Below are 18,207 nucleotides of genomic sequence, written 5' to 3' on the forward strand. Positions count from 1 at the left end.
TGCCCGGATACATGGTGCCGCCGGTGGTGATGGTCATCGACGAGATCCCGCTGTCCTCCAACGGCAAGGTCGACCGCGCCGCCCTCCCCGACCCCGCCGGTACCGCCCCCGCCCAGCCGGCCCGTGCCACCGCGCTCGGCCCCACCGCCGTCGCGCTGGCCGAACTGGCCGCGGAGATCATCGGCATCGACGGGATCGACCCGCACGCCGACTTCTTCACCCTCGGCGGCGACTCCATCATGGGAGTCCAGCTGGTGTCCCGCGCCGGGGCCCAGGGCATGGACATCACGGCCGCGGACCTCTTCCGGCACCGCACGATCGCCGAACTCGCCGCCGTCGTCGACGAGCGCAGCGCCGGGGAGGAGGCCGCCGACGACGAGACCCTGCCGCTCACGCCCTACCAGCGGCAGCTGTGCGCACTGGCGGCTCCCGGCCTGCCCACCGCGGCCCACCGGTTCACCATCCCGGTCGCGGCCGACTTCACGCCCGAGCAGGCGGAGGAGATCCTCGGACTGCTGCGGCGCCGGCACCCCGGCCTGCGCATGCGGTTCGCCGAAGGGCCGCAGGGCCTGTACCAGGTCGAGACGGACCGGGCCGCCGACGCGGAAACCTACGTGCCGCTGATCGACCTGTCCGCCTTGCCCGCCGAACGCCGCGCGTCCGCCATGGAGCAGATGGCCGACGACATGCTGGAGGAGCTCGACCCGCTGACCGGGCTCACCGTGAAGGCGGCCCTGTTCGACCTCGGCCCGGACGACCGGCGGCTCGTGTGGCTGTCCCACGCGCTGGTCACCGACCTGCGCAGCGTCCAGCTGCTGCTGAGCGACTTCTCCGCCGCCGCCGAACTGCTCCGCGACGGCAAGCCCACCGATCTGCTCCCGCCGACCCGGCCGTTCCCCCGGTGGGCCAGGACCGCCGCCGGACAGGCCGCCGACGAGACGGCCGAGGCCGAGGAGACGGAGCCCGGACTCACGGCCGACGGGGAGCCCGTCCACCGGTTCAGCACCGTGCTGGACCGCGACGAGGCCGAGCGCCTGCTCGGGCCGGCCGCCGCCGCCTACCGGCTCACCGGCCGCGAGGTCGCCTTCGCCGCCCTCGCCGGCGCCGCCTTCGAGGCCACCGACCGGCACAGCCTGCGCTTCGCCGTCGAGGACGACGCCCGGACGCTGAACCTGGCGGAACTCGACGTCAGCGAGAGCGTCGGAGCGTTCTCCCGGTTCCTGCCGGTGACGCTCGAACGGCACGCACCCGGCAAGACGAAGGCGCTGCTGACGGCCGCCAAGGAACGCCTGCGGGCGGCCGTACGCGAAGAAACCCTCGGCATGGGCCGCAGCGACGCCTTCCTGCTGCTGCGGGACCTCGACGAGCTGGCCGAACTGCCCCGCGTGGGCCACCCCTTCACCCCCGAAGGGCCGGTGGCACCCCCCGTGTGGGACCCCGGCGCGGCACCCGGCCACCCACTCGTCGTCACGACGTACCGCCTCGACGGCCGCTGGCACCTGGACTGGGCCTGCCGCGGCGAGGCCGCCCGCGCCCTGGCCGAGGACCTGGCGGGACGCACCGCCGACGCGCTGCGCACCATCGCCGACCACTGCGCCGAGGCCGGCAGCGGCACGGTCAGCCCCAGCGACTTCCCGCTCGCCGGACTCGACCAGACGGCACTCGCCGCCCTGGCCGCCGCCCTCGGCGACGGGACGGGCGGCGCGGACGGCAACGACCCGGACGGCAAGAGCCCGGCCGGCGACGACTTCCCCCCGAACGACGGCAGCAACCGTGAGGTGAACCGATGAGGCTCGACGGCATCGAGGACGTCTACGAACTCTCCTCCGTACAGGAGGGACTCCTCTTCCACAACCTGTTCACTCCGGGCGCCGGCGTGTACCTGGAGCAGATCACCCTCACCCTGCACGGTGAGCTCGACGTGGCCGCCTTCCGGCAGTCCTGGCAGACCATCGTCGACCGGCATCCCGTCCTGCGCACCAGCTTCCACTGGGAGGGCGTCGGCAAGGCCCTGCAGGTCGTGCACCGCAGCGTGACGCTCGACATGCCCGAACTGGACTGGCGGGACGCCTCCCCCGAGGAGCAGGAGGCCCGCTACGAACAGTTCGCGCTGGACGACCGCATGCGCGGCTTCGCCTTCGACAAGCCCCCGCTGATGCGCCTCGCGCTGCTGCGCACCGCCGACGACACGTGGAAGTTCTTCTGGAGCTTCTCCCACCTCCTCCTGGACGGCTGGTCGTTCGGCCTGTGCTTCTACGAACTCACCCAGCTCTACAACGCCCTCGCCCAGGGCAAGCAGCCCACCACCCTGGAGCGGCCCCGGCCCTACCACGGCTACGTCGCCTGGTGGAAGAAGCGCAGCACCGAGCAGGCGGAGAAGTTCTGGACCCGCCACCTCTCCGGGTTCGAGACACCGGAGCGCCCCCTCGAACTGGGCAGCATCGACCGCAAACCCCCCGCGCCCGGCGAGCCCAGCCACGGCATGCTGCCCGACCGTGACCTCGTCGCCCTCGTGCCGCGCCTCGGTGAGGTGGCCCGCGAGCACGGGCTGACCGTGAACACCATCTCGCAGGGCGCCTGGATGCTGCTGCTCAGCCGCTACCTGGACCGCGACGACGTGATCGCCGGCTCCACCGGCACCCAGCGCCCCGCGGGGCTCCCGGGCGCCGAACAGATCATGGGCCCGATGCTCGCCACCATGCCGGTGCGCGCCCACGTCGACCCCGACGCCCACCTCATCGAGTGGCTGCGCGACCTCCAGCAGGACATGGCCGAGGCCCGGGAGAACGCCGACATCGCCCTGCCCGAGCTGCGCCGCCTCGGTGGGCTGCCCGGCAGCGTCCCGCTGTTCGACATGGACCTCGCCTACGAGAACGTGCCCGTCCCCGACATGACGCTGCACAGGGTGGAGATCGGCGAGTCCACGTACGACGGCCGCCCGCACTTCCCCATCACCATGATCATCATGCCGGGTGAGCGGCTGCCGGTGCCGCGCCTGGTCTACGACCGGACCCGCTTCCCCGACCGCGCCGCACAGCGCCTCATCGACCACTTCTACACCGCCCTCACGGCGATCATCGACAACCCGGACCGGACCCTGTCGGAGATCCCGGTGCTGCCGGAGGCCGAGCGCGCCCAGCTGGCCGAGTTCGCGGCCACCGAACCCGTCCCGGTCGCGGCCACCCTGCACGAGATCTTCGCCGAGCGCGCCCGCGAGCACCCCGACAAGGCGGCCGTGCTGTGCGGCACCGACCGCCTCACCTACGGCGAACTCGACCGCCGCGCCAACCGCCTGGCCCGGCACCTCGCCGGCCTGGGCGCGGGTCCCGGAAGCACCGTCGGCCTGGCGATGGAGCGGTCCACGGACATGCTGGTCGCGGTCCTCGGCGTCCTCAAGTCCGGCGCCGCGTACGTCCCGCTCGACCTGACGCACCCCGCGGAGCGCCTCGCCTACACGCTGAGCGACGCCGGTGCCCTCGCCCTCGTCACGCACGCCGCGGGCCGCGACCGCGTGCCCGGCTTCGACGGCCCGCGCGTCGACCTCGACGCCGACGCCGCCGTCCTCGACGCGCTCGGCGACGAGCCGCCCGCGACGCAGACCGGCCTGGACTCCCCGGCGTACCTCATCTACACCTCCGGCTCCACCGGCCGCCCCAAGGGCGTCGTCGTGACGCACCGCAACGTGGCCCGCCTCGTCGCCGGCGCCGGCACACGCTTCGCCTTCCGGCCGGACGACGTGTGGAGCATGTTCCACTCCTACGCCTTCGACGTGTCCGTGTTCGAAACCTGGGGCGCGTTCTGCAACGGCGCCACCCTGGCCGTCGTCCCGCGCGACGACGCCCGCTCCCCGGAGGCCCTGCACGCCCTGCTGCGCGAGCACGGGGTCACCGTGTTCAGCCAGACACCGTCGGCGTTCCGCGCCTACATGGCGGTGGCGCTGACCCGGCCGGACGACGAGCAGCCCCCGCTGCGCTACGTCGTCTTCGCCGGCGAACCCCTGGACGCGCCGACCCTGACGCCGTGGATCGAGCGGTTCGGCTCCGACCGGCCGCAGCTGATCAACATGTACGGCATCACCGAGGTCACCGTGCACTGCACCTTCCACCGGGTCACCGGGACCGACCTCACGGGCGGCATCCCCAACAACATCGGCCGGCCGCTGCCCGACGTGTCGATCCACGTCCTCGACCGGCGCGGCAGGCCCGCACCCATCGGCGTGGGCGGCGAAATGTACGTGGGGGGACCCGCCGTCGCCAAGGGCTACCGGAACCTGCCCGAGCTGACCGCGGAACGCTTCCTGCCCGACCCGTTCTCCGACGATCCCGACGCCCGCCTCTACCGCTCCGGCGACCTGGCCCGCTACCTGGAGAACGGCGACCTGGAGTTCCTCGGCCGCGCCGACCAGCAGGTCAAGGTCCGTGGCTACCGCATCGAACCGGGCGAGATCGAGACCGTCCTGCGTCAGGACGACGCCGTGCGCGAGGCCGTCGTGATCGCCCGCGAGGACACCCCCGGCGACCGCCGCCTCGTCGCCTACGTCGTCACCGGCGACGAGGACGACCCGACCGAGCGGCTGCGGGAACTCGTGCGCGCCCACCTGCCCGAGCACATGGTGCCCTCCGCGGTGGTCCGGCTCGACGCGCTGCCGCTGACCGTCAACGGCAAGACCGACCGCGAGGCGCTGCCCGCGCCCGGCGGGGAGCGCCCCGACCTGGCCGCCGCCTACGTCGCGCCCCGCGACGAACGCGAGGAGGCCCTCGTCCGGGTGTGGACCGAAGTGCTGGGCGTGGAACGCGTCGGCGTCCACGACGACTTCTTCGCCCTCGGCGGCCACTCGCTGCTCGCCACCCGCGTCGCCTTCGGCGCGTCCGCCGCCCTCGGCATCGAGGTGCCCGTACGGCTGGTGTTCGACCGGCCCACCGTGGCCGCCATGGCGGCCGACCTGGCCACCGCGACGCCCGCCGCCCCGGCCGCGCCCGCCCCGGCCGACGGCGCGCCGACGGCCCCGGCCGCCCAGGACGCGCCCATCGCGCGCCGCGCCCGCGTCACCCGCGGCACCGCGGAAGGAGGTGGCACGGCATGACACAGGAGCTGTCCGCCGCCGTGGACACCCCGGGCGACGGCGCCGACGACGCGTACCTGATGCCGTGTTCGTCCGGCCAGCACCGGCTGTGGCTGCTGGAGCAACTGGAACCCGGCGGCGCCGCCGCGCACGTGGAGCACGTCGCCGTCCGGATGCGCGGCCCGCTCGACGCCGACGCGCTCGAACGGTCCGTGAACGTCCTGGTCGAACGGCACGAGACGCTGCGCACCGGGCTGATCGAGATCGACGGGGAACCCGTGCAGGCGATCCGCCCGCAGCTGACCGTGCCCCTCGTCCGGGTCGACCTCACCGGCCGCCCCGAGGACCTCGACACGGTCCTGCGCGAGCGGGTCCTCGGCCCGTTCCGGCTGGAGCAGGCACCGCTGTTCCGCGTGGCCCTCGTCGCCCTCGGCCCGGACGAGCACGCCTTCGTGATCGCCTTCCACCACGCGGTATACGACCAGTGGTCCGGCAGCGTGTTCCTGCGCGACCTGCTCACCTGCTACAAGGCCGTCACCGGCGGAGCCGAGCCGGACCTGCCCGAACTGCCCATCCAGTACGGCGACTTCGCCGCCTGGCAGCGCGAACGGGCCGGCGACGGCCGGGAGCGGGCCGAGCTCGACCACTGGGCGCGCCGCCTGTGGGAGCTGCCCGTCCTCGACCTGCCCACCGACCGGCCCCGCCCCGCCGTACGCGCCCACCACGGCGCCACCCTCACCGGCGAGCTGCCCGCCGACGTGGTGCGGGGCCTCGGCGAACTGAGCAGGGCGCACGGCGCCACGCCGTTCATGACGGCGCTGGCCGCGTTCGGCGCCGTGCTGCACCGCTGGAGCGGCCAGGACGACATCCCGGTCGGCACCCCCGTCGCCGGGCGGGACCGGCCCGAGGTACAGGACCTCGTCGGGTTCTTCGTCAACAACCTGGTACTGCGCACCGACCTGTCCGGCGACCCGGCCTTCGAACGGCTCCTGGAGCGGGTCCGCGGCACCTGCCTGGACGCCTACGCGCACGCCACCGTGCCCTTCGAGCGGCTGGTGGAGCACCTCGCGCCGAGCCGGGACCCGTCACGCAGCCCGCTGTTCCAGGTCATGTTCGTCTTCGGCAACGTGCCCATGCCCGAGACCGACGAGCCGGGACTGCCCCGCCTGGAGATGCTGCGCACCGACACCGGCGCGGCCAAGTTCGACGTGTTCTTCGCGCTCGTCCCGCAGGGCGACGCCATGCGCGTCGTGCTGGAGTACGACACCGACCTGTTCGACGCGTCCACCGCCGAACGCCTGCTGGACCACTACGGCCGGCTGCTCGCCGCCGCCGTACGCCGGCCGGACCTGCGGCTGTCCGAGCTGCCCCTCGCCTCCCCCGAGGAGGAGCGCCTGCTGGCGGAGTGGGGAACCGGTCCGGTGCGGGACGTACCCGAGGCGACCGTGCCGGAGCAGGTCGCCGCCCGCGCCGCCGCACACCCCGACCGCGTCGCCGTCGCCACCGGGGACCGGTCCCTCACCTACGCCCAGCTGTGTGACAGCGCCGACGCGATCGCGACCCGGCTGGTCGCGGCCGGTGTCGCCCCCGGCGACCGGGTCGCCGTGGCCCTGCGGCGCGGACCCGAACTCGCCGCCGCCCTCCTCGGCGTGCTCCGGGCGGGCGCGGCCTACGTCCCCCTCGACCCCGCACACCCGGCCGCCCGGCTCCGCCTCGTCCTGGAGGACGCCGGGCCGCGCGCCCTGCTGACGACCCGGGATCTGCACGCGCACCTCCCGGCCGACGGCGTCCCGGCCCTCCTCCTGGACGCCCCCGACGTCCCCGCCCCGCAGGCCGGACTGCCGGGCTTCCCCCGTCCCGCCGACCCGGCGTACGTCGTCTACACCTCCGGCTCCACCGGCCGGCCCAAGGGCGTCGTCGTCCCGCACCGCGCCCTGACCAACCTCCTGCACTCCACGGCCCACGAGCCCGGCCTGACCGGCGACGACGTGCTGGCCGCGGTCACCACCGTGTCCTTCGACATCGCCGCCCTGGAACTGTTCCTGCCGCTGGTCACCGGCGCCCGCGTGGAGATCGTCCCCACCGACGAGACCGCCGACGGGGAACTCCTCACCGCCCGGCTGCGCGCCTGCCGCGCCACCGCCCTGCAGGCCACGCCCACCACCTTCCGGCTGCTCCTGGACGCCGGCTGGCAGCCGCCCGCCCGTTTCACCGCCCTGTGCGGCGGCGAGGCCATGCCGTCCGGCCTCGGCGCGCGGCTGGCCGCCACCGGCGCCGACGTGTGGAACATGTACGGGCCCAGCGAGACCACCGTCTGGTCCACCGCCCACCCCGTCCGCGGCGACGGCGCCACCGACCCGGTGCCGCTGGGCAGGCCGCTCGCCCACACCGTCGTACGCGTCGCCGGTCCCGACGGGGAGCCCCGCCCGCTCGGCGCCACCGGCGAGCTGTGGATCGGCGGCGCCGGCCTCGCAGACGGCTACCTGAACCGGCCCGAGCTGACCGCCGAGCGCTTCGTGGAACGCCCCGACGGCCGCTGGTACCGCACCGGTGACCTCACCAGGTACCGGACCGACGGGCGCCTGGAGTTCCTCGGCCGCGCCGACTTCCAGATCAAACTGCGCGGCTTCCGCATCGAACTCGGCGAGATCGAGTCCGTCCTGGCCGCGCATCCCGCCGTACGGGAGGCCGTCGCGCACGTGCGCGAGGACAACCCCGGCGACCCGCGACTCGCCGCCTACCTCGTCCTCGGGGACACAGAGGGCCAGGAGGACACCGTCGCCGCCGTGCGCGCCCACGCCGCCGACGCGCTGCCCGCTCCCATGGTGCCCGCCACCTACACCGTGCTGGACGCCCTGCCGCTGACCGCCAACCGCAAGGTGGACCGGGCCGCGCTGCCCGCCCCCGACGCCACGGCCGTCGCCCACCCCGCCTACGAGCCGCCGCGCACCCACGCCGAGCGGGAGATCGCGCAGGTCTGGTGCGACGTCCTCGGCATCGACCGGGCCGGCGTCCACGACGACTTTTTCGCGCTCGGCGGGCACTCCCTGCTCGCCTCCCGCGTCGCCGCCCGGCTGCGCGCCCGCCTCGGCGTCGACCTGCCCGTGCGCACCGTGTTCCGGCACCCCGTGCTCGCCGACCTCGCGGCCAGGCTCCCCGCGCCCGACGAGGACGCCGCCGCCGCGGCGACCGTCCCCGCCCTGCCCCGCGAACCGGAGAAGACCGGACCGCACGCCGGGACCTGCCTGCTGCCCGCCTCCTTCCAGCAGCGCCGCGTGTGGTTCCTGCACCAGCTCGACCCCGACAGCGCCTCCGCGTACGTCATGCACGGCGCGCAACGCCTGACCGGCCCGCTCGACGTGGAGGCGCTGCGCGGCGCGACCGAGCTGCTCGCGCGCCGCCACGAGACGCTGCGCACCTCGTTCACGGTCGTCGGCGACGAGCCCGTCCAGATCGTCCACCCCGAGCCCGTGCCGCTGCTCGACGTCGTCGACCTCACCGGCCGGCCCGGGGACGCCCGGCACATCCTGCGGGAACGCGCCGAAAGGCCCTTCGACCTCGCGGCGCCACCCCTCGCCCGCGTCGTCCTGCTGCGCCTCGCCCCCGAGGAGCACATCCTGCAGGTGGTCGTCCACCACTCGGTGTCCGACCGGCTCACCATCGACGTCCTCACCCGGGAACTCGCCGCCGCCTGCACCGCCCTGCACGCCGGGGACCAGCCGCGCCTGCCCGACCTGCCCATCCAGTACGGCGACTACGCCGACTGGCAGCGCACCTGGCTGGCCGGGCCCGAACCCGCCCGGCAGATCGAGCACTGGCGCGAACGCCTCGCCGGGCTGCCCGTCCTCGACCTGCCCACCGACGCCCCCCGCCCCGCCGCGCCCCGCTACACCGGGGCCACCGCCACCTTCGACCTGCCGCCCGGCCTGACCCGCCGTCTCACCGCGCTCGCGGAACGCCATGACGCCACCCTCTTCATGGTGATGCTGGCCGGCTACGCGCTGCTGCTGTCCCGCTGGAGCGGCCAGGACGACTTCGCCGTCGGCTCACCGATCGACAGCCGGACCCGGCCGGAGCTGGAGAACCTCGTCGGCTACCTCACCAACAACATGGTGCTGCGCACCGACCTGACCGGCGATCCGACCGTCGCGGAGCTGCTCGGCCGCGTCCGCGAGACCTGCCTGGACGCCTACGCGCACGCCGACGTGCCCTTCGAGAAGATCGTCGAGGAACTGCGGCCCGACCGCGACCTCGCCCGCGCCCCGCTGTTCCAGGCCATGTTCATCGCCGTACACCTCGGCGCCCCCGGCGTCGCCCTGCCCGGCGTCCGGGCCGAACTCCTGCCACCGGTCTCGGAGTCGGCGAAGTACGAACTGACCTTCACCGCGTTCCCGCACGAGGGCGGTCAGCGGATCGTCGCCGAGTACCGCACCGACCTGTTCCGGGCCGCCACCGTCGAGCGCATGCTGCGCCAGTACGCCACCGCCCTGGAGCGGATGTGCGCCGACGACACGCACATCGGCGCCCTCGACGTGCTGCCCGACGACGAGCACGCCACCCTCCGGCGGTGGGGCAGCGGCCCCGCCCTGGACATCCCCGAGGTGTCCCTGCCCGGCCTGCTCGCCCCCTCCTTCACCGCGTACGCCGACCGGGTCGCCGTCGGCGACGGCGAGCACACCCTGACGTACGCCGAACTCGACGCCCGCGCCAACCGGCTGGCCCGCCGGCTGCGCGCCGAGGGCGCCGGCCCCGGCACGTTCGTGGCGCTGTTCATGGAACGCTGCCCCGACCTGATGGTGGCCCTGCTGGGCGTGCTGCGCTCCGGCGCCGCCTACGTGCCGATGGAGGTCAACTTCCCGCCGGACCGGCTGCGCTACCTGCTGGAGGACTCCGGCGCCGCCCTCGTCCTCACCCAGCGCCACCTCGCCGCCGACCTGCCCGACACCAAGGCGCGCGTGCTCAGGATGGACGCCGACTGGGCCGACATCGCCCGGGAGCCGGCCGACCCGCTGCCCGACGGTCCCGGCCCCGGCGACCTGGCGTACGTCATCTACACCTCCGGGTCCACCGGCCGCCCCAAGGGCGTCGTCCTCCCGCACCGGCCCGTGGTGAACTTCCTGCTCAGCATGCGCGACGAGCCCGGCATGCGCGCCGACGACGTGGTGGCCGCGGCCAACACCGTCTCCTGCGACATGCCCGTCCTCGACCTGTACCTGCCGCTGCTGTGCGGCGCCCGCATCGAAACCGTCCCCCTCGCCGACGTCCTCGACGGCGAGCAGCTCAGCGGACGGCTCCGCGCCGCGGGCGTCACCTACCTCCAGGGCACGCCCACCACCTGGCGCCTGCTCCAGGAGACCGGCTGGACACCCCCGGACGGCTTCATGGCCCTCGCGGGCGCCGAGAAGGTACCCGCCGACCTCGCCCACTGGCTGATCGGCGCGGGCGCGACCGTCTGGCACCTGTACGGCCCGACCGAGACCACCGTGTGGTCCACCGTCCACCGGGCCCGCCCCGAGGACGACCCGCTGCCGCTCGGGCACGCCGTCGCCAACACCGACCTGCTCGTCCTCGACCCCGCCCTGCGCCGCACCCCGATCGGCGTGCCCGGCGAGCTGTACATCGGCGGCGACGGACTCGCCGTGGGCTACCTGCACCGCGACGAGCTGACCCGGGAGCGCTTCGTCCCCGACCCGCGCGACCCCGCCGGGCGCCTCTACCGCACCGGCGACCTGGTCCGCCACGACCCGGAGGGGAACATCCAGTTCCTCGGCCGCACCGACTTCCAGGTGAAACTGCGCGGCTTCCGCATCGAACTCGGCGAGATCGAGTCCCTGCTGCGAGACCACCCCGCCGTCCGCGACTGTGTCGTCACGGTCCGGGAGGACACCCCCGGCGACCCGCGCCTGGTCGGATACGTCGTCCCCGACCAGCCGTGCGCGCACGACACGCTGATCGCGGAACTCGACGACCTCACCCGCACCCGGCTGCCCGCCCACATGGTCCCCCGCGCCCTGGTCGTGCTGGAGGAACTCCCCCTCACCCTCAACCGCAACAAGGTCGACCGCGCCAAGCTGCCCGCCCCGGGCGCGGACCAGCGCACCGGCCGCAGCGGCTATGTCGAACCGCGCGACGACAAGGAACGCGCCGTCGCCGCCGTCTGGGCCCGCCTGCTGGACCTGGACCGGGTCGGCGTCCACGACGACTTCTTCGCCCTGGGCGGCCACTCCCTGCTGGCCACCCGCCTGGTGACGGCCCTGCGCGACGCGACCGGCGGACCCTTCACCGTACGGTCCGTGTTCGAACGGCCCACCGTCGCCGCCCAGGCCGAACTCCTCGCCGGGGACGGCGTCGGGCAGCGCCATGCGCCCATCCCGGTCCTCGCACGCGACGCGGGCGACCACACTCTCCTGCCGGCCTCCGCCCAGCAGCGCCGCGTGTGGTTCCTGGACCGCCTCGCACCCCACAGCGCCGGCGCCTACCTCATGCGGGGCGCGCTGCGGCTGCGCGGCCGGCTCGACGTGGGCGCGCTCCAGGACGCCGTGGACCTCCTCGTCCAGCGGCACGAGACGCTGCGCACGGCCCTCGTGACCGTCGACGGTGCCCCGATGCAGCGCGTCGCCCGCCACGCGGACCTGCCCGTGCGCCACGTCGACCTCGCGGCCGTGCCCGCCGACCGGCGCGAGGAGCGGCTGCGCGGCCTGCTCGAGGAGGAGGCCGAGCGGCCCCTCCCGCTCGACCGCGCACCCCTGGCCCGCATCACCCTCGTACGGCTGTCGGAGGAGGAACACGTCCTCGCCGTCGTCACCCACCACGCGGTGTCCGACCGGCTGTCCACCGAGATCATGGTGAAGGAACTGGCCGCCGCCTACGCGGCCCTGACCAGCGGCAACGCACCCGAACTGCCCGCTCCGCCCGTGCAGTACGCCGACTACGCCGCCTGGCAGGAGGACCGCCTCACCGGCACCCGTCTGGCCGAGGAGATCGCCCACTGGAGCAGCCGCCTCGGCGGGGTGCCGCCCCTCGACCTGCACACCGACCGGCAGCGGCCCAACCGGCAGACGTACCGCGGCGCCACCCGCTCCGCGGCCCTGCCCCGCGACCTGGCCGACGCGCTCGCCCGGCTGGCGGCCGAGGAGGACGCCACGCCCTTCATGGTCCTCCTCACGGTCTTCGGCGCCCTGCTGCACCGCATGTCCGGGCAGCCGGACTTCGCGATCGGCACCCCCGACTCCGGCCGCGGCCACCCCCAGCTCGACGGCGTCCTCGGCTACTTCGCCAACACCCTGGTGCTGCGCTCCGACGCCACGGGCGACCCCACCTTCCGCACCCTGCTGCGCCGCCGGCGCGACACCTGCCTGGACGCCTACGACCACGCCGACGTGCCCTTCGAACGGCTCGTGGAGGAACTGCGCCCCGACCGCGACCCGTCACGCAGCCCGCTGTTCCAGGTGCTGTTCATCCTCATGCCGCTCCCGGCGCCCGCGCTGCACCTGCCCGGTGTGACGGCCGAGACCGTCGACATGCCGGGCGGCGGCGCCAAGTTCGACCTCACGCTCATCGTGCAGCCGGGGGCCGACGGCGCGGACGACCGGCTGCAACTGGAGTACAACGGCGACCTGTTCGACGACGCCACCGCCGAGCGGATGCTGCACCGCTTCCTCACCCTGGCCACGGCCGCCGTCGCCGACCCCGACGGCCGGCTCTCCGACCTGCCCGTGCTGTCGGCGTCCGAGGAGCGGACCCTCGACCGCTGGGACACGGGCGCGCCCGCCGAACCGGCCACCCGGTGCGTCACCCAGCTGTTCGAGACCCACGCCGCACGCACCCCTGAGCGGGCCGCCGTCCGGCACGGCAGCCGGCAGCTCACCTACGGCGAACTGAACACCCGGGCCAACCGGCTCGCCCACCGGCTGCGCGCCCGGGGCGCCCGGCCCGGCAGCCGGGTCGTGCTCGCCACCGAACGCTCCGTGCACCTGTTCGCCGGTTTGCTCGGCATCCTCAAAGCAGGAGCCGTCTACGTCCCCCTCGACCCGTCCCACCCGGCCGAACGCGTCCGGGCGCTCCTCGCCTCCTGCGGGGCCGACCTGCTGGTGACGACCGCCGACGACGCCGGGCGCGTCCCCGACGGCGCACCGCCCGTCGTCCTCCTCGACGCGGACGACCTCGCCGGCGAACCGGACACCGACCCCGAACCGGCGGCCGGCCCCGACGACCTGGCGTACGTCATCCACACCTCCGGCTCCACCGGCCGGCCCAAGGGCGTCGAGATCAGCCACGGGTCCCTCGCCGGGCTGCTCGACGGTCTCACCGGGCTCGGCTGGATCGGTCCGGACGACCGGATGGCGGCACCCACCACGCCCGCCTTCGACCTGTCCGTGCCCGACCTGTTCCTGCCCCTGGTCACCGGCGCCGCCATCGAGATCGTCCCGCCGGACGAGGCCCGCGACGGCGCGGCCTTCGCACGGCGCCTGCGCGACTCCGGCGTCACCGTCATGCAGGCCACCCCCACCACCTGGCAGCTGCTGCTCGACGCCGGCTGGCAGCCGCCCGCCCGCTTCACCGCCGTGTGCGGCGGCGAACGCGTCCCCGTCGACGTGGCCCGCCGCCTCGTGAACGGCGGCGCGACCGTCTGGCACATGTACGGCCCCACGGAGGCGACGGTCTGGGCGACCGCCCACCGCGTCACCGGCACCGAGACCCGGCTCCCGCTGGGCCGCCCCCTGCCCGGCGTGCGCCTGCGCGTCACCGACGGCGAGGGCCGCCGGGCACCCGTCGGCGTCCCCGGCGAACTGTGGCTCGCCGGGCCGCAGCTGGCGCGCGGCTACCACGCCGACGAACAGCAGACCCGGCAGCGCTTCGTCACCCACGACGGCAGCCGCTGGTACCGCACCGGCGACATCGTGCGGCACGGCAGCGACGGTGCCTTGGAGTTCGTCGGCCGCGACGACACCCAGATCAAGCTGCGCGGCCACCGCGTCGAACTCGGCGAGATCGAGGCCGTACTGAACGGCCTGCCCCAGGTGGCGCAGGCCGTCGTCACCCCGTACGAGGCCGCCCCCGGAGACCTGCGACTGGTCACCCACCTCGTCCCGGCCGAACCCGGCGCGATCGGCGACGACGGCCGCGACGTCCTGCGGGCCGCGGCTCGGCTGCTGCCGTCCTACATGGTTCCCGCCGCGGCCGTCGTCCTCGACCGGCTGCCGCTCACCGCGAACCGCAAGGTCGACCGCGCCGCACTCCCCGCACCCGGCGGACCCGCGCCCCACACCCCGGACGACGCACCCACCACCCCCACCGAACAGCGCCTGGTGGCCCTCTTCGCCGAGGCCCTCGGCACCGGACACGTCGGCGTGCACGACGACTTCTTCACCCTCGGCGGGCACTCCCTGCTCGCCGCGCGCCTGCACGCCCGCATCGAGCGGGAATGGCCCGCCGCCCCCGGCGTGCGCGCCCTGTTCGACCATCCGACGGCCGCCGCCCTGGCCGCCGTACTCGACGCGGGCGGGCAGGACACCGGCCAGGACGTGAGCCCCGAGACGGACACGACCCTCGACGACGACATACGGCCCGCACCGCCCCGCGGGCAGGACGGGCCGCCCCGGCACATCCTCCTCACCGGCGGCACCGGCTTCCTCGGCGCCTTCGTCCTCACCCGCCTCCTGACCGACACCACGGCCACCGTGCACTGCCTGGTCCGGGCGAGCGACCCCGAGGCGGGCCGGCGCCGGCTCGTGGACCACCTCACCGCGCTGCACCTGTGGAACCCGGACTGGGCGGGCCGCGTCGAGCCCGTGTGCGGAGACCTCGCCGAGCCCCGGCTCGGCCTCACCGACCAGGCGTTCCGCACCCTCGCCGGCCGCGTCGACCTGATCCTGCACGGCGGCGCCGTCGTCAACTACGCCCTGCCCTACCGGGACCTGCGCGCCGCCAACGTGCACGGCACCCGCGAGATCCTCCGGCTGGCCTGTGCCGAACGCGCCACCCCCGTGCACCTCGTCTCCAGCCGGGCCGTGTTCGGCCGCGCCCGCGGCGGCGCCGCCCTCCTCGAGAGCGACCTGCCGACCACACCGCCCTACGACGACAACGGCTACGCCCAGTCCAAGTGGACCGGCGAACACCTCGCCCGGGAAGCCGCCCGGCGGGGCCTGCCCGTCGCCGTGCACCGGCCCGGCCGCATCGCCGGCGACAGCCGCACCGGCCTGTGGCAGAGCGAGGACGTGGCCTGCCACCTGATGCGCGCCTGCGCCCTGACCGGCCTCGTCCCCGACACCGCCCTCGCCACCGACCTGGTCCCGGTCGAGAAACTCGCCGACGCCATCACCGCCCTCGCCCTGCGCCCCGACGCCCTCGGCGAGACCTTCCACTACGCCCCGACCGCCAAGACCCCGCTGCGGCTGCTCGCCGAGGCGCTGCCGCCCGCCGGGCACACCGCCCGCCTGGTGCCGCCCGGCCAGTGGCTCGCCGCCGTCACCGACCTCGCCGACCGGCACCCGCACGACGCGGGCCTCGCCCTGGTCGTCCAGGAATACGCCCCCCTCGCCCGTGAAGGAGCCGACGACTTCCAGGAACCCGTCCACGACTGCGCCACCACCACCCGGCTGCTCGGCCGGGACGCCGCCTTCCCGGCGGTCGACACGAACCTGCTGACCCGCTACCTGCGGGCGCTGACCGACCCGACGACGTAACGGAGAACACGTGCCCACCCCACCGAGCCCCAGCAGGCCCGTCCTGATCGCAGGCGCCGGCATCGGAGGACTCACCGCAGCCCTCGGCCTGACCCGGCGCGGCGTTCCCGTCGAGGTCTACGAACGACGCCGCACCGGCGACATCTTCATGGCCGGCAGCGGCCTGACCATCTGGAGCAACGCCACCACCGCGCTCGGCGCGCTCGGCCTGGAGGACGCCCTCCTCGCCCGCGGCGAACCGGTCCGCGGCGGAACCAGCGTCAACGAACACGAACACGTCATCTACCGCATGCGCACCGCCCGCTACACCTGGCCGGGCAGCGTCCCCTCCGTCAGCATCAGCCGTGGCGACCTCATCGAACTGCTGGTGGAGGCGTGCCAGGAAGCCGGTGTGACCATCCACGAGGGCCAACGCTGCGTCGGCTACGACCAGGACGCCGACGGAGTCGTCCTCAAACTGGAGGACGGCAGCACCGTGCAGGGCAGCGTCCTCATCGGCGCCGACGGCATCCGCTCGGCGATCCTCGCCCAGCTGCACGGCGGACTGCCCGATCCGCTCTACACCGGCCGCTCCACCTACCGGGGCATCAGCCCCACCCCCGAGGGCCTCGACCCGGGCACCGTCTACATGTTCCACCACGCCGGGACACGTGTCGGCGGCGGCGCATGGCACGTCGGCCGCGGCCGGGTCGCCTGGACCCTGAGCTGCGCCGCCGACCCCAGCGAACGCGAGGACCCCTCCGTCCTCAAGGAGCGCGCCACCGAGCTCGCCCGGCCGCTGCCCGGCCTGCCCAGCAGGCTGGTCGCCGCCACCGACGCCGACGCCGTGATCCGGACCGACATCTTCTACCACGACTGGCGCGAACGCTGGGGCGACGGGCGCGTCACCCTCCTCGGCGACGCCGCCCACGCCATGCCCACCGACCTGGGCCAGGGCGCCTGCCAGGCCATCGAGGACGCCGTCGTCCTGGCCGACTCGCTCGCCGGCCGCGACGACCCGGTGGCCGCCCTGCGCACCTACGAGCAGCGCCGCATCCCCCGGGTGCGCTGGGTGCGCGAGCAGGTGATGCGCCTGGTGAAGTGGCCGCAGATCAACAACCGCGTCGTCAAGTGGCTCGTGACGAAGGTGATCGCCCCCGTCGTCATCGCCGTCAAGCAGCGCACCCTGTGGCGCGAACTGCAACGCCCCCCGGTGCCCTGGACCACCCGGCCCGCCGTCCGGGAGACCCGGTGACCCCCCGCCCCGACCGGCCGGCTCCGGTCACCTGGCTCACCGAGGACGAACAGGCCTGGCGCGAGCAGGTCGCCGCCTTCGCGGAGAAGTCCGTCGTGCCCCGGGCCGCAGGCATGGACCGGGCCGCCGTCCTCGCCCCGGACCTCGTCACCGAGCTGCGCTCCGCCGGCCTCATGGCGATCCACTCGCCCGAGCGCTACGGCGGACGCGGCGGCGGTCTCTTCGACGTGATCGTCGCCATCGAGGAACTCGCCAAGGCCGACCCGGCCGTCGCGGTCTTCGTCGACGTGCAGAACGCCCTGGTCACGCAGGCACTGCTCACGCACGGCAGCGGCGACCAGAAACGCGCCCACCTGACCGCCCTCGCGGGCGGCGGCGTCGGGGCGTTCGCCCTGTCCGAGGAGCAGGCGGGCAGCGACGCGCTCGCGCTGAGCACCACCGCCCGCCCCGACGGTGACGGCTTCGTCCTGCACGGCCGCAAACGCTGGATCACCAACGCCGCCGAGGCGGACCTGTTCCTGCTGCTGGCCAGGGTGCCCGAACAGGGCGTCACCGCCTTCCTCGTGGACCGCCGCGCCGACGGCCTGACCGTCGGCGACCGCATCCCCAAGATGGGCATCCGCGCCACCTCCACCTGCGAGGTGCAGCTGAGCGGCGTACGCGTCCCCAGGCGCAACGTCCTCGGCGCCGTCGGCCGCGGCGACGTGGTCGCCGTACAGACCCTCGACATCGGCAAGCTGGGCATCGCCGCCCAACTGGTCGGCCTCGCCGACGGGGCACTGGCCGCGGCCGTCGCCCACGCCCGCCGCCGCTCCCAGTTCGGCCACCCCATCGGCGCCTACCAGGGCGTACGCTTCCCGCTCGCCCGCGTCAGCGCCGAACTCGAGGCCGCCCGGGTGCAGCTGTACAACGCGACCCGGCTCGCCGAGCACGGCGTGCACACCGGGGAGCTGACCCGCGCGGCGGCCGTCGCGAAGTACCTGGCCTCCGAAGTCGCCGAGAGCAGCGCCTCACTGGCCGTCGAGGTCCTCGGAGGTCTGGGCTTCGCCGAGGCCGGGGGAGTGGAGAAGCTCTACCGCGACGCCAAGGTCGGCAAGATCTACGAGGGCACCAGCAACATGCAGTTCCGCGCCATCTCGGCGCACCTGCTGCGCGGGGTGACGGAACACGCCGGCCAGGCACCGGGCCTGCGGGACGCCGGTCCCGCGGGCCCCGGGGGGTGAGGG

General features: G+C 74.6%; 5 protein-coding genes. All 5 read left to right on the plus strand.

The window, feature by feature from the left end:
- Positions 1 to 1,790, plus strand: a 1,790-nt coding sequence (locus ABZ354_RS10290) for a phosphopantetheine-binding protein (protein ID WP_358655002.1), incomplete at its 5' end; no start/stop codon positions are given.
- On the plus strand, positions 1,787 to 5,083 hold the full coding sequence (locus tag ABZ354_RS10295) for an amino acid adenylation domain-containing protein (protein ID WP_358655004.1): 3,297 nt from the start codon (positions 1,787 to 1,789) through the stop codon (positions 5,081 to 5,083). The genes ABZ354_RS10290 and ABZ354_RS10295, both read left to right, overlap by 4 nt.
- Positions 5,080 to 15,747 carry an amino acid adenylation domain-containing protein gene (locus ABZ354_RS10300; protein ID WP_358655006.1) on the plus strand — a complete coding sequence of 3,556 codons (10,668 nt, stop codon included), beginning with the start codon at positions 5,080 to 5,082 and terminating at the stop codon, positions 15,745 to 15,747. Before ABZ354_RS10295 ends, ABZ354_RS10300 begins: the two co-directional genes overlap by 4 nt.
- Before the next feature lie 10 nt (positions 15,748 to 15,757).
- Positions 15,758 to 16,981 carry an FAD-dependent monooxygenase gene (locus tag ABZ354_RS10305; RefSeq protein WP_358655008.1) on the plus strand — a complete coding sequence of 408 codons (1,224 nt, stop codon included), beginning with the start codon at positions 15,758 to 15,760 and terminating at the stop codon, positions 16,979 to 16,981.
- Positions 16,978 to 18,204, plus strand: a complete 1,227-nt coding sequence (locus tag ABZ354_RS10310; RefSeq protein ID WP_358655010.1) for an acyl-CoA dehydrogenase family protein — start codon at positions 16,978 to 16,980, stop codon at positions 18,202 to 18,204. Before ABZ354_RS10305 ends, ABZ354_RS10310 begins: the two co-directional genes overlap by 4 nt.
- Positions 18,205 to 18,207 lie beyond the last annotated feature (3 nt).

Origin of the sequence: Streptomyces sp. NPDC005925, assembly GCF_040638805.1 — a bacterium.
Taxonomy (GTDB): domain Bacteria; phylum Actinomycetota; class Actinomycetes; order Streptomycetales; family Streptomycetaceae; genus Streptomyces.

Excerpts from the sequence above, each read along its gene's own strand:
- ABZ354_RS10300 (WP_358655006.1), top strand. The coding sequence starts at position 5,080 with ATGACACAGGAGCTGTCCGCCGCCGTGGACACCCCGGGCGACGGCGCC.
- ABZ354_RS10295 (WP_358655004.1), top strand. The coding sequence starts at position 1,787 with ATGAGGCTCGACGGCATCGAGGACGTCTACGAACTCTCCTCCGTACAG.